The sequence below is a fragment of the Alkalibacterium kapii genome, from assembly GCF_007988865.1.
Classification (GTDB): domain Bacteria; phylum Bacillota; class Bacilli; order Lactobacillales; family Carnobacteriaceae_A; genus Alkalibacterium; species Alkalibacterium kapii.
In genome coordinates, this window is sequence record NZ_BJUY01000033.1 from 1 (window position 1) to 11,437 (window position 11,437).

Sequence of the window (11,437 nt, forward strand, 5' to 3'; positions counted from 1 at the left end):
TTTATTCAATGGATAAAATTTCATACGAAGTTGTTGAACATCTTGCTGTACTTTCTGAATCACCAAAAGGGTGGAAGAAGGAGCTCAATCTGGTAAGCTGGAATGATCGGCCGGCAAAGTTTGATATCAGAGAATGGAGTCCAGATCATACAAAAATGAGTAAAGGATTGACCTTTACAAATGCAGAACTGTCCCAGCTGAAAAAAATCCTCGCTGAGATGGATATCTAAAAAGGCTTATAAGTTAAGAATATTGTTTATTATGATTCACATTGATAAAATATTTTAAAAGGAGAGAAGACATGGACTACGTCAGTTTGAATAACGGCATAAAAATCCCCTGCTTAGGCACTGGAACGAATACTTATGGAAAAGAGAATAATGACTATAACGGGAAATTGAATGGTGACTATAGCGCTTTGGAGTCTGCTATAGAGATGGGCTACCGCCTTATTGACACTGCTATTTCCTATAGAAATGAAGCAGGAGTCGGAAAAACCGTGAGAGACAGTGGTGTCAAACGGGAAGAATTTCACCTTACTACAAAAATCCCGCCCCAAGAAGAATATACTAGAGACAAAGAAACTGTAAGGCAGACCTTAAACCAGAGTCTAGTCAATCTTCAAACAGATTATATCGATTTATACTTGATCCATAAGCCGATAGATGATGAAGAAAGATTAAAAGCCACTTGGGAAGTGATGGAAGAGTTTGTCGGTAAAGGGAAAATAAGAACAATCGGGGTATCCAACTTTACTGAAGAGCATCTGCTGAAACTCGATAAGTTTGCGACGATCAAACCGGCTGTTAATCAGGTAAAGTCTAATCCGACAGAATGGAACAATGATTTGATCAGATATATGCTGAAGCGTAATATTAGACCACAAGCTTGGGGACCGATGAAAACAACAGAAGAACAGAAAAAGAAACTAAGCGCTATCGGAGAATCTTATAATAAAACATGGGGGCAAGTCCTCCTGCGTTATCAGACCCAAAGAGGAGTCATTGTCATCCCTAAATCTCATAATCCTAAAAACCAGCAGGACAACCTGGAAAGCTTGAACTTTACGCTTTCACAAGAAGACATGAAAAAGATCACTCTATTATAAAGAAAAAGCAAGGCGCTCTTTTTACAAAAGAAAGCCTTGCTTTTTTTATTGGATTTAATTAGGGTTGAGGGCACGCTTGGCCAATTCATCCGCTCGTTCATTATAGGTGACACCGGTATGAGCTTTGACTTTAACGAAAGAAACATTTATTTTACTTGCATAAGACCGGAAGAATTTAACGTAATCTTTTGAAACAGTTTTATTTGCCCGCCATTGTCCGGTCGCCCACATTTCGATCCCTAAATAGTCATAGTAAATAGTGATTTCCTTGTAGCCGTTTTTTATAGCCCAGCGGATGGCATTCAACGCACCAAAACATTCTCCGGCGATTTGAAAGCTCTCGGCATATTTCGAATCGCTTGCAGAATTACTTAATTCTTCTAACACTGTGTCGTTTTTCAGTAAAACGACACCATAGCTGTAAGTTTTGCTTCTTTTATCAAAAGAACCATCGACATATGCCAAGAGGGAATCCTCGGTTCTCGATTTTTCATTGTGTTCATTAGAAACGTAGGCCGCCGCTTCATCTTTTGACTGAAAGGATTTGAACTGCGCACCAGAAAAACCTGATACCTGCTTACTTGCTTCTGTCCAGGTAGAATAGATACCTGTCTTACGTCCTTTTTTAACGGCATAGTATTTTTTTGACATAGGGACTCCTTTAGATAGTAATTTAAATATTACTTTAGAAGAAGATGACCCTGTTGTCAATGCCATGAAATAACAAGAAGCAGATTGAAATTAATTTTTGAGGAATACAAATATATGTTAGAATAGACAAGACTATTATAAATTAATAAAAAAGTTAATGAGAAACTAGAAAGCACCATTAATTCTTGCATCTTTGAAGGGAAGAGTACACGTGAGTAAAGATAATAATAAAACAAAACAGTCAAAACTTTCTACTGACGCATTGGATACAGTCATAAATCCCAAAGATAAAATGGTAAAAAAAATTGATTCTGACCATATTGCCATAAAAAATAATATCTATGAAATAATGAAAAATTATAAAGAAGCATTAGATTTAGAATTGCTGGAAGAGCGGTACAGTGATTTTTTAGAAAAATACGATTATATCGTCGGAGATATGTCATATGGAAAATTGAGATTAAGAGGTTTTTACAATGATGATATGAAAAAAATCCCTATCGACATGAAGATTTCATATTTAGAAGATTATCTTTTAGAATATTGTAGTTTTGGCTGTGCTTATTTTGTTCTTAAAAATATGGTGCCTAAAAACAAAAGAACAGAGTACTCTTACGATTCCAATAAAAAGGGTAAGCCACACAACAAGTCGAAAAAATCCGGGAGTACAAAGAAACCTTATAAAAAAAAGAATCCCTCACAATCATCAAAGCAAATGAAAAAAAAAGGCAAGAGTGCTTCCAGGGATAAAAGAAAACGCTCATTTACTAAAAAACACCGCGATCAAGAAGATGAAAAAAACCAAAAAAAAGAAGACGTAGAAGCAGTGAAAAGCAATGATGGGAAAACACGTTTTCAGATAAGAAAAAAGAAAAATTAGGAGCTGTACCATGCATAGCAAGGAATACAAAGGCTATTTTATTGATTTAGATGGAACAATGTATAAAGGAACAGAACCAATAAAAGAGGCGCCTGGATTTGTCGAAAGATTAAAAAAGAAAAAGATTCCTTATATTTTTTTGACAAATAATTCAACAAGTACGCCTGAAGAAATCACTGAAAGATTAGAAAAAACATTCCATATTCCAGCAAAGGTAGAAAATATTTATACTAGCGCTTTGGCTACTGCTGACTATGTGAAGTCACTGGAAGGCGACCGTGTTTTTGTAGTAGGAGAAAAGGGATTGAAACAAGCCCTGGTCAACGCCGGAATGAAACTAGTGGATAAGGATATCGATCATGTGGTCGTGGGGCTTGATCGAGAATTAACTTATGAAAAATGTGAAGTCGCCAGTCTAGCAATACAACAGGGGGCTACTTTTATTGCAACAAATGAGGATTCAAACATACCTACAGAAAAAGGCATGAGCCCTGGAGCAGGATCTGTAATAGCGCTCATTGAAAAAGCATCACATGTCCCACCAATATTCATCGGGAAGCCAGAAAAAATAATGATGGTATCTGCGTTAGAGAAAATAGGATTAAGTAAAAAAGATGTTTTAATGGTAGGAGATAATTACAATACAGATATCAAGGCGGGCATCAACATTGCCATCGATACCTTGCTTGTTCTAACTGGTTTTACTAAAAAAGAAAGCCTTGAACTTGAAAAAATAAAACCAACATATATTGTCGATACTTTAAAAGAGTGGGAGAATTGATACCATGGGCACCCTAAAAAAGTTTCTAGGTACAACGAGTTTATTTTTATTTATCATCACTGCGAGCATTTCTTTTGTCATACTCTTTACTCCGCTGTACTCTTACACTGCATCCTCATTAGGAATACCGGAAAAGTTGAACATGTCCATGGAAGACTTGATGGCAAATTATTATGTTCTATTGCAGTATCTACACTTTCCATGGATCACAGAATTGAACTTTCCTGATTTTGTAAGTTCAGAGAGTGGACTGTTTCATTTTTTTGAAGTAAAAATTCTCTTTTATCTAAATTATTTCATATTGATCATTTCTGCTGCAGGAAGCTATCTTTATTTCAAAACACTGAAAAAAAGCAGACGAATTTGGTTGCTGCAGAAACCTTTCTTCATAGCGGCATTAATCCCACCGATCCTCTTGATGTTTTTAGCTGTGAGCTTTGACAGAATGTTTGTACTCTTCCATGAAATTTTCTTCAATAATGATGACTGGCTGTTTAATCCAGTTACTGATCCGATTATCCTGGCTTTGCCTCAAGAATTTTTCATGTATACCTTCTTACTGTTCTTTTTCCTGATAGAAATCATTTTTATCCTTATGTATCAGTACAGTAAAAGAAATGCATTTAAATAATGAGATAAAAAGTATTGGCAAGGTTTGTCTATATTGACTCTGTTATTACTTTTTTATAAAGTCGACTAATAATAAAAAAGAGGCGAATGATTCAAGTCATTCGTCTCTTTTATGTGTTTTTATCTTATTGCATTATTTCAGAAATCCCGGGATTATCATGTGCTAAACGGCTGGCAGCTGCAGCGGCAATAGCCCCTACTATATCATCCAGGAAAGTATGAGTTTTGTTGGAACGTGTGTGATCATCGAGTCGTTTAATCAATTTTGGCTTAGTTTTATCTAAAAAGCCATAATTGGTAAACCCAATAGATCCGTATACATTCACGATAGACAAAGCAAGGATCTCATCGATGCCGTATAGACTCTCATCTTCCTCAATGATTTCCTGAAGCGGACTTGAAAGTTTACCTTCCTCAGTTAGCACATCCAATTCGATACCAGTCAAAATGGCATTTTGGACTTCTCTCTTTCTGATAACGGCTTCAACACTATCAAGACATCGCTCGAATGTAAGCTCAGCTAAATAGGGAGATTGCAGATCGTAGACGAGCTCAGCAATTTCATTTAACTCCACACCTCTATCGTTGAGTTTTTCTAATGCTACTTCGTGTAATTTTGAGTCTGGTTGTACCATGAAAAATTCCTCCTTAGTATTATTCTTTAAATGATAATGTTGTACTTTGTATAGGTTGTGTATGCTTTTTTGGATAGATAGAGTGTATGGCATGATTGACAGCAGTGGGGGCTTCCCCAAAACCTGTTGCTATCAATTTGATTTTTCCATCAAATGTAATGCTGTCTCCTACGGCATAAATGCCATCAATCGATGTTTCCATTTTACTATTCACTACAATATCTGATCGGTCTAACGCTACTCCCCAATCCTTGACGGGGCCCAATTTGGAAACAAAACCGTAATTGACAATAAAATAATCTAAATCGATTTTTTTTGTGGTGCTGCCTTTTGTTTCCTTAAAGATTACACTGTCCAGTTTATCATTGTTACCGATCATTTCATGAGGAACATAAGGGGTGAGCATTTTGACAGATGATCTATTCAATGCTGCGACTGACCCTTCATGGGCTCTGAATTTTTCGCGTCTATGAACGAGGTAAACTTTTTCAGCCACTGACTCCAATGTGAGTGCCCAGTCAACTGCAGTGTCACCCCCGCCACAGATGACAACTGTCTTATCTCTGTATTGCTCGATTTCTTTTACTATATAATGAAGATTCGTTTCTTCATAATAATCTGCATCAGCAAGCGTCAGCTTCCTGGGCTTAAAAGCCCCTTGTCCAGTGGCAACAACAATGGTTTTTGAATAATGTATGCCTTTGGAAGTACTGAGTTTAAAAAGATGAGTGTCCAGCTTTTCGATCATTTTCACTTCTTCTTCAAGACAGACTGTCTGATCGAAATGCTGCATTTGGCTAGTAAGTTGGGCAATAAGCTCATTGCCGGTCACCCCTGCATAACCACCGACATCATAGAGTGTTTTTTCTGGATACAATAACGAAACCTGGCCGCCTAAAACAGGCAAAGACTCAATGATTTTGGTTTTTGCATTTCGCATCCCTGCGTAAAATGCAGCAAACATTCCCACAGGACCGCCACCTACGATAGTAATATCATATATTTCTTTTTCTTCAATCAAACATAAACCCTCCGTATACACTAGTGCTGAGTGTTGTTCAATAAAAAAGACTGATAATAAGAGCGATGATTATTCCTGAGATGATTCCGAAAAAGACCTCAATAGGTTTATGACCTAGAAAGCCTCGTGATCTCAGTTCTTCATCATCTTCCTTTAAAACTTCTTCGTGATGGTACTTGGAAAAAGCTTTTCTAAGATCATCAAAGTCTCTAATCAATTCGTTTATAATAATACCATGTTCGCCGCTCTGACGTCTGACTCCCATAGAATCAAAAATAACAATAATACCAAAAGTAAAAGCGATGGCAACAAATGGTGACTGAACGCCGTATTCGATAAGTAAACTTGTTATAAGAGCAGTTACCCCTGCAGAATGAGAGCTGGGCATGCCACCCGTCGAGATAGCCAAGGCGATCGTCGATGGACGCCTTAAAAAATAAGCAACAGGTATTTTAATGATTTGTGACAAAATAATCGCTGACAGAGCAGCAATTAGAGGGAAATTTTCCAATAGTTGCATATTAAAACGTCCTTTTCGAAAAAATGTGAGTACCTTTTAATAATAACATGAACAACGGAAAAAATTCATAAAAATGTTTAAAGGAGTAAAACTTATTGGAAAAACAGATGAACTAGGGTAAACTAAGGACATATCTCACGTAGGAGGAATAATAAATATGAATGAATTTCCACAGTTAAATAACAACACTACTGGTTTGAAAGCGGTTATTAAAACAAATAAAGGAGACATGGCCGTTCGTTTATTTCCAGAACATGCACCGAAGACAGTTGAAAATTTTGTTGGACTTGCCAAAAAAGGATATTATGACGGAGTTATTTTTCACCGTGTCATTCCTAATTTCATGATTCAAGGTGGTGACCCCACCGGAAGTGGTATGGGAGGAGAAAGTTTCTTTGGTGGAAACTTTGAAGATGAATTCAGTCCCAAACTCTTTAATTTGAACGGTGCCCTATCGATGGCAAATGCGGGTCCCAATACAAATTCAAGTCAGTTTTTTATTGTGACTATGTCAGATATCCCTGAACAAATGGTCGGACAATTAGAAGATGCTGGATTTCCGGAACCTATCATAGAAGCCTATAAAGAAAAAGGCGGGACACCTTGGTTGGATCAAAAACATACAGTTTTTGGACAGTTGATCGAAGGATATGACGTTGCTGACAGTATTCAGAACGTAGAAAGAAATGCTATGGATAAGCCAAACGAAGCAATCGTTATTGAAACAGTATCGATTATAGAAGGTAAATAATTAAAATCGAAAGTGGAAAAGAGGCATATTATGATAGGAGCAATCGAAGCAGGCGGGACAAAATTCGTATTAGCAGTAAGCGACGAAAACCTTGAGCAATTGGAAAAGATATCTATCCCTACAACTGCTCCTGATGAAACGCTAGGGAAGGTTTTTGCATTTTTTGATAAATATGAACTTAAAGCCATGGGGGTCGGTTCTTTTGGCCCTATAGATGTTAATGAAGCATCTGAAACTTATGGTTATATCACATCTACACCAAAAGCTGGATGGCAGAACATCGACTTTTTAGGTCAGTTGAAAGACAGATACAAGATTCCTGTCGCATGGACGACTGATGTCAATGCAGCAGCTTATGGAGAGTTGAAGAAAGGCGCAGCCTTCGAGAAAAACTCATGTTTATACCTTACAGTCGGAACAGGTATTGGTGGAGGAGCAGTGATCAACGGTTCACCACTTGAGGGGTATGGACATCCAGAGATGGGACATATATTGGTAAAACCACATCCAAAAGAGACGTTTAAGGGAGTATGTCCTTATCACGATAGTTGTTTAGAAGGACTTGCCTCTGGACCGGCTATAGAAAAACGGTACAATAAAAAGGCAGAAGCCCTTGCTGACAATGATGAGGTGTGGGAAATGGAAGCCTATTATCTTGCTCAGGCTTTGATGACTTACACGCTGACATTAAGTCCTGAAAGAATAATATTAGGCGGAGGCGTCATGCATCAGAAACAGTTATTCCCTCTAATAAGAGATAAATTCTCAGAGTTGCTTAATGATTATGTTAAAACGCCGCCTTTGAAGGATTATATCGTTCCGCCTGAGTTAGCAGACAACGCTGGAATAGTAGGATCACTACTTCTGGCGAAGGATCAATCATAAAATAAAAAGCATTTCTCGATTACGGGAAGTGCTTTTTAACTTAGTTATTTATTGAAATGATCAAAAACGAGTTTGATCCGGTCGAGACCTTCCATAAGTAAAGATTCAGGAACTGCGAAATTAAGACGCATATACGCCCCGCCACTCGGTCCATAGCTTATGCCATCATTTAATCCGATCTTCCCAATTTTGGCAAATGTTTTTCTTAAAACATCATGTTCTACACCCAGTTGCGACGCATTGAACCAGAAAAGATATGTGGATTCGGGTTTCATATAAGAAATGGACGGGAGATTTTCATCAAAGTATGCAGTAACTATATCACGATTTGCTTCTAATTTTAAAAGAAGAGCTTCGTGCCATTCTCTTGAATCAGAAAAAGCAGCTTCTGTGGCTCTCATACCAAATGTATTAACGATCCCAAGTTCTGTTTCTTCTTGAACTTTTACGATTTGATCCCTCAACTTCTTATTAAATACTATCATGAAAGAAGCTTTTACACCGGCAATGTTGAATGTCTTTGTTGCAGAATGGAGTGTAACGATCCAGTCCTTATAGGTTTCATCTATCGTTACTGGAGAGATGCAAGTGTTTCCAGAGTAGACTAGGTCACTATGTATTTCATCGCTGATCAGAGTGACACCGTAGTGTATACATAAGTCAGTTAATCGAACGAGTTCCTCTTTAGACCATATTCTACCTCCGGGGTTATGCGGCTGACTTAAAATGAAAAGTTTGATATTTTTTTCTTTGAATTGCTGTTCTATATTATCAAAATCCATTTCATAACGACCATCTGAAATAATCAGTGGACTTCGGTATATCTGCCGGTTATTTTTTTCAGGCATGGCGTAGAATGGGGGATATACAGGATCGTGGATCAAAACACTGTCACCGGGTTCAGTCAAAGCCGCTATAGTTACTGCAATAGAAGATAGAACACCAGGTGAGAGGAGAATATGATCTTTTTCAATCAGCATATTATGTTTATCCTTCTGCCAGTTTCTAATAGCATTTAATAAAGAATCCCCCGGATAACTGTAACCTAATATTTCTTCTTCGATAACTTTTTTTAGAGCTTCTTTTATCGGCTGCGGACTAGCGAAGTCCATATCGGCTATCCACATAGGTAAAATATCTTTCGTATCAAAAACAGTCTCCGCAGTGTCCCATTTAATGCTATCTGTCTGTCTGCGGTCAATTTGCTCATTGAAATCCATCTAATCTCTCCTCGTAATATGTCTTACAATAAGTATCAATTAAATCCCACATTATATCAAGGGTAAAACAGCAAGATGATTTTCAAAAACAGACAATTCATGCTATACTAATCTATGATAATTTGAAAAATACCATGAAAGTTATGAGGTGAGTTCATGGTCTACAAAATTGGTCAAAAGGTAAAAGGGACAGTTACAGGTATCCAGCCATATGGCGCTTTCGTATCAATTGATGGCGATACACAAGGGCTTATCCATATATCCGAATTAAAACATGGGTATATAAAGGATATTTCTGAAGTTGTTTCCAAAGGTGACGAAATCGACGTCATGATAATGGATATAGACGAGTACTCTTCTAAAATCAGTTTATCGTTGAGGAGCCTTCAGAAAGCCAAATACCATCCTTTCTCAAATAGAAAAAACATCTCCAGATACGGACGAAAGACTGGTGTGGGGTTTCAGTCGATCGATAAAATACTGCCTGTCTGGATAGATCGAGCTCTCAAAGAAATTGAAGACAAAGGTAAATAAAGAATCTTTAAAATTTAGTCATAGAAGGGTGTAAATAATAGTGATCAAGGAAAACCATTATGTAGCCAGTACTATTTTAGTTAAAGATAAAGACGGTCGTTATGTTTTTTTAGTTAAAGAAGAAGAAGATGGCTACTCGTTTCCGGCGTCAGTTGTTGAACCGGAAAAGACAGGCTTGGCTTGTGTGATAAACAGGGTAAAAGAAATCGTCGATATAGACATTGAGAAACTCGAACTAAATGAATTGACCAACGCGATTGTCGATGATGACCGTATCCCTTTATTCGTTTTTATTTACGAAGACGACTATCTTGAAGCACCTGAACATCTTTTGATAGACGATAATGATCTGTCATGGGTGCATTCAGAAAATATCGTATCGACCCTTGAAGATTGGAAGATATCTGGCGTCCCACAATTTTTATTTATATAAAATATTAACTATTGGAGGAGAAAAATTATGACATACATTACATTTGACGATTCAAAAGTAATCGATCAATTTATCAGTAAAGAAGAAGTGGATTATATGCAGTCTCAAGTAAGTGCTGCACATGAGTTGCTGCGTGAAAAAACAGGGCCTGGGAATGACTATCTAGGCTGGGTGGATTTACCTGAAAATTATGATAAAGAAGAATTTGACCGCATCAAAAAAGCTGCAGAAAAAATTAAAGCCAATTCAGAAATCCTTATCGTTATTGGGATCGGTGGCTCATATCTGGGCGCCAAGGCAGCTTTAGATTTTCTGAACCATACTTTCTACAACCAGTTGAGTAAGGATAAGCGTGAAACGCCTCAAGTGTTTTTTGCAGGGAACAATATCAGCTCCACTTACTTGTCAGACTTGATCGAAGTGATCGGCGATAAAGACTTTTCAGTGAATATTATTTCTAAATCTGGAACAACGACAGAACCTGCACTGGCTTTTAGAGTCTTTAAAAACCTTCTTAAGGAAAAATACGGTGAAGAAGAAGCTAAATCTCGTATTTTTGCCACAACAGATAAAGAAAAAGGTGCGTTAAAATCTTTAGCTGATTCTGAAGGTTATGAAACTTTTGTCATTCCCGATGATGTAGGTGGACGTTTTTCTGTCTTAACAGCTGTTGGATTATTACCTATTGCTGTAGGTGGTGGCGATATTGATGAGCTTATGGAAGGCGCTAATCAGGCACGTCAGGACTTTTCTTCTGAAGAAATATCAGAGAATAGCGCTTATCAGTATGCTGCTTTAAGAAATATTCTCTATAGAAAAGGAAAAGTTACAGAGTTGCTCATCAATTATGAGCCTAACCTGCAGTATTTTTCTGAATGGTGGAAACAGTTGTTCGGAGAGTCGGAAGGTAAAGATCAGAAAGGCTTATATCCTTCCAGTGCTAACTTTTCGACTGACCTTCACTCATTAGGGCAATATATACAAGATGGCAGAAGAAACTTATTTGAAACAGTGATTAAAGTAGATAAACCAAGAAAAACTCTGACTGTTCCCAAAGAACAGGAAGATTTGGACGGGTTAGGTTACCTTGAAGGTAAAGAAATAGACTTTGTCAATACAAAAGCATTTGAAGGAACTGTTTTAGCCCATACAGATGGAGATGTGCCTAACTTTGTATTGACTATTCCAGACACATCGGCGTACACGCTGGGTTATCTTTTTTACTTTTTCGAAATCGCGGTTGCCATTTCCGGTTACTTGAATAGTGTCAATCCGTTTGACCAACCTGGAGTAGAAGCATACAAGAAGAATATGTTTGCTCTACTGGGTAAACCAGGGTTCGAAGATTTGGCAAAAGAATTAAACAAACGACTATAAAACACACTGAT

Annotated in this window: 15 protein-coding genes; 10 read left to right on the forward strand and 5 right to left on the reverse strand. The window is 37.4% G+C overall.

The genetic code is table 11. The annotated features are described in order from the left end of the window. Positions 1-8 precede the first annotated feature (8 nt). Entirely contained in the window at positions 9-230 is a 222-nt protein-coding gene (locus AKA01nite_RS08615; protein WP_146924931.1) for a YdbC family protein, read from the forward strand. Between the two features lie 71 nt (positions 231-301). After that, positions 302-1,108, forward strand: coding sequence for an aldo/keto reductase family protein (locus AKA01nite_RS08620; RefSeq protein ID WP_146924919.1), 807 nt, complete (start codon positions 302-304; stop codon positions 1,106-1,108). A gap of 54 nt (positions 1,109-1,162) precedes the next feature. Here the strand turns inward: AKA01nite_RS08620 and AKA01nite_RS08625 are convergent, their stop codons facing one another. Beyond that, the gene (locus AKA01nite_RS08625) at positions 1,163-1,759 is read right to left on the reverse strand and encodes a ribonuclease H1 domain-containing protein (RefSeq protein WP_146924920.1); all 597 of its coding nucleotides are present in this window, start codon (positions 1,757-1,759) and stop codon (positions 1,163-1,165) included. A gap of 211 nt (positions 1,760-1,970) precedes the next feature. Here AKA01nite_RS08625 and AKA01nite_RS08630 point away from each other — a divergent pair, with 211 nt between their 5' ends. From AKA01nite_RS08630 to AKA01nite_RS08640, 3 genes are read left to right on the forward strand one after another with little or no spacing between them, the layout of a single operon-like run. Continuing rightward, positions 1,971-2,639 carry a YutD family protein gene (locus AKA01nite_RS08630; RefSeq protein ID WP_146924921.1) on the forward strand — a complete coding sequence of 223 codons (669 nt, stop codon included), beginning with the start codon at positions 1,971-1,973 and terminating at the stop codon, positions 2,637-2,639. Between the two features lie 10 nt (positions 2,640-2,649). Continuing rightward, a complete protein-coding gene (gene nucF, locus AKA01nite_RS08635) occupies positions 2,650-3,420 on the forward strand; it encodes a 5' nucleotidase NucF (protein WP_146924922.1) in 771 nt (256 codons plus the stop codon). A gap of 4 nt (positions 3,421-3,424) precedes the next feature. Next, positions 3,425-4,051 carry a TIGR01906 family membrane protein gene (locus AKA01nite_RS08640; protein WP_146924923.1) on the forward strand — a complete coding sequence of 209 codons (627 nt, stop codon included), beginning with the start codon at positions 3,425-3,427 and terminating at the stop codon, positions 4,049-4,051. Positions 4,052-4,175: 124 nt separating this feature from the next. On the opposite strand, the gene AKA01nite_RS08645 is transcribed toward AKA01nite_RS08640, so the two are convergent. The 3 genes from AKA01nite_RS08645 to AKA01nite_RS08655 are packed head-to-tail and all read right to left on the reverse strand — an operon-like array spanning position 4,176 to position 6,226. Beyond that, positions 4,176-4,685, reverse strand: a complete 510-nt coding sequence (locus tag AKA01nite_RS08645; protein WP_146924924.1) for a phosphatidylglycerophosphatase A family protein — start codon at positions 4,683-4,685, stop codon at positions 4,176-4,178. 19 nt (positions 4,686-4,704) lie between these two features. Then, positions 4,705-5,706, reverse strand: a complete 1,002-nt coding sequence (locus tag AKA01nite_RS08650) for an NAD(P)/FAD-dependent oxidoreductase (protein ID WP_146924925.1) — start codon at positions 5,704-5,706, stop codon at positions 4,705-4,707. 37 nt (positions 5,707-5,743) lie between these two features. Next, positions 5,744-6,226, reverse strand: a complete 483-nt coding sequence (locus AKA01nite_RS08655) for a divergent PAP2 family protein (RefSeq protein ID WP_146924926.1) — start codon at positions 6,224-6,226, stop codon at positions 5,744-5,746. 157 nt (positions 6,227-6,383) lie between these two features. Between AKA01nite_RS08655 and AKA01nite_RS08660 the strand changes: the two genes are divergently transcribed. Both AKA01nite_RS08660 and AKA01nite_RS08665 read left to right on the forward strand, forming a co-directional pair. After that, positions 6,384-6,977, forward strand: coding sequence for a peptidylprolyl isomerase (locus AKA01nite_RS08660; protein WP_146924927.1), 594 nt, complete (start codon positions 6,384-6,386; stop codon positions 6,975-6,977). A 30-nt stretch (positions 6,978-7,007) separates the two neighbouring features. Further along, positions 7,008-7,862: an ROK family protein gene (locus AKA01nite_RS08665; protein ID WP_186805152.1), complete on the forward strand. Its 855-nt coding sequence runs from the start codon at positions 7,008-7,010 to the stop codon at positions 7,860-7,862. A gap of 44 nt (positions 7,863-7,906) precedes the next feature. Here AKA01nite_RS08665 and AKA01nite_RS08670 read toward each other — a convergent pair whose 3' ends face one another. After that, positions 7,907-9,082, reverse strand: coding sequence for a MalY/PatB family protein (locus AKA01nite_RS08670; protein ID WP_146924928.1), 1,176 nt, complete (start codon positions 9,080-9,082; stop codon positions 7,907-7,909). Positions 9,083-9,238: 156 nt separating this feature from the next. On the opposite strand from AKA01nite_RS08670, the gene AKA01nite_RS08675 reads away from it, so the two are divergent. Genes AKA01nite_RS08675 through AKA01nite_RS08685 form a run of 3 tightly spaced genes read left to right on the forward strand, consistent with a single transcriptional unit; the run spans position 9,239 to position 11,426 of the window. Next, complete coding sequence (locus AKA01nite_RS08675) at positions 9,239-9,616, forward strand: CvfD/Ygs/GSP13 family RNA-binding post-transcriptional regulator (protein WP_146924929.1); 378 nt, start codon at positions 9,239-9,241, stop codon at positions 9,614-9,616. A 40-nt stretch (positions 9,617-9,656) separates the two neighbouring features. Further along, entirely contained in the window at positions 9,657-10,049 is a 393-nt protein-coding gene (locus tag AKA01nite_RS08680; RefSeq protein WP_246117017.1) for a hypothetical protein, read from the forward strand. Between the two features lie 27 nt (positions 10,050-10,076). After that, positions 10,077-11,426 carry a glucose-6-phosphate isomerase gene (locus AKA01nite_RS08685; protein WP_146924930.1) on the forward strand — a complete coding sequence of 450 codons (1,350 nt, stop codon included), beginning with the start codon at positions 10,077-10,079 and terminating at the stop codon, positions 11,424-11,426. The last annotated feature ends 11 nt before the right edge of the window (positions 11,427-11,437 follow it).

Coding starts and splice junctions, on each gene's coding strand:
- AKA01nite_RS08675 (WP_146924929.1), top strand. CDS start 9,239: ATGGTCTACAAAATTGGTCAAAAGGTAAAAGGGACAGTTACAGGTATC.
- AKA01nite_RS08615 (WP_146924931.1), top strand. CDS start 9: ATGGATAAAATTTCATACGAAGTTGTTGAACATCTTGCTGTACTTTCT.
- AKA01nite_RS08685 (WP_146924930.1), top strand. CDS start 10,077: ATGACATACATTACATTTGACGATTCAAAAGTAATCGATCAATTTATC.
- AKA01nite_RS08655 (WP_146924926.1), bottom strand. CDS start 6,226: ATGCAACTATTGGAAAATTTCCCTCTAATTGCTGCTCTGTCAGCGATT.
- AKA01nite_RS08660 (WP_146924927.1), top strand. CDS start 6,384: ATGAATGAATTTCCACAGTTAAATAACAACACTACTGGTTTGAAAGCG.
- AKA01nite_RS08665 (WP_186805152.1), top strand. CDS start 7,008: ATGATAGGAGCAATCGAAGCAGGCGGGACAAAATTCGTATTAGCAGTA.
- AKA01nite_RS08620 (WP_146924919.1), top strand. CDS start 302: ATGGACTACGTCAGTTTGAATAACGGCATAAAAATCCCCTGCTTAGGC.
- nucF (WP_146924922.1), top strand. CDS start 2,650: ATGCATAGCAAGGAATACAAAGGCTATTTTATTGATTTAGATGGAACA.
- AKA01nite_RS08625 (WP_146924920.1), bottom strand. CDS start 1,759: ATGTCAAAAAAATACTATGCCGTTAAAAAAGGACGTAAGACAGGTATC.
- AKA01nite_RS08670 (WP_146924928.1), bottom strand. CDS start 9,082: ATGGATTTCAATGAGCAAATTGACCGCAGACAGACAGATAGCATTAAA.
- AKA01nite_RS08645 (WP_146924924.1), bottom strand. CDS start 4,685: ATGGTACAACCAGACTCAAAATTACACGAAGTAGCATTAGAAAAACTC.
- AKA01nite_RS08640 (WP_146924923.1), top strand. CDS start 3,425: ATGGGCACCCTAAAAAAGTTTCTAGGTACAACGAGTTTATTTTTATTT.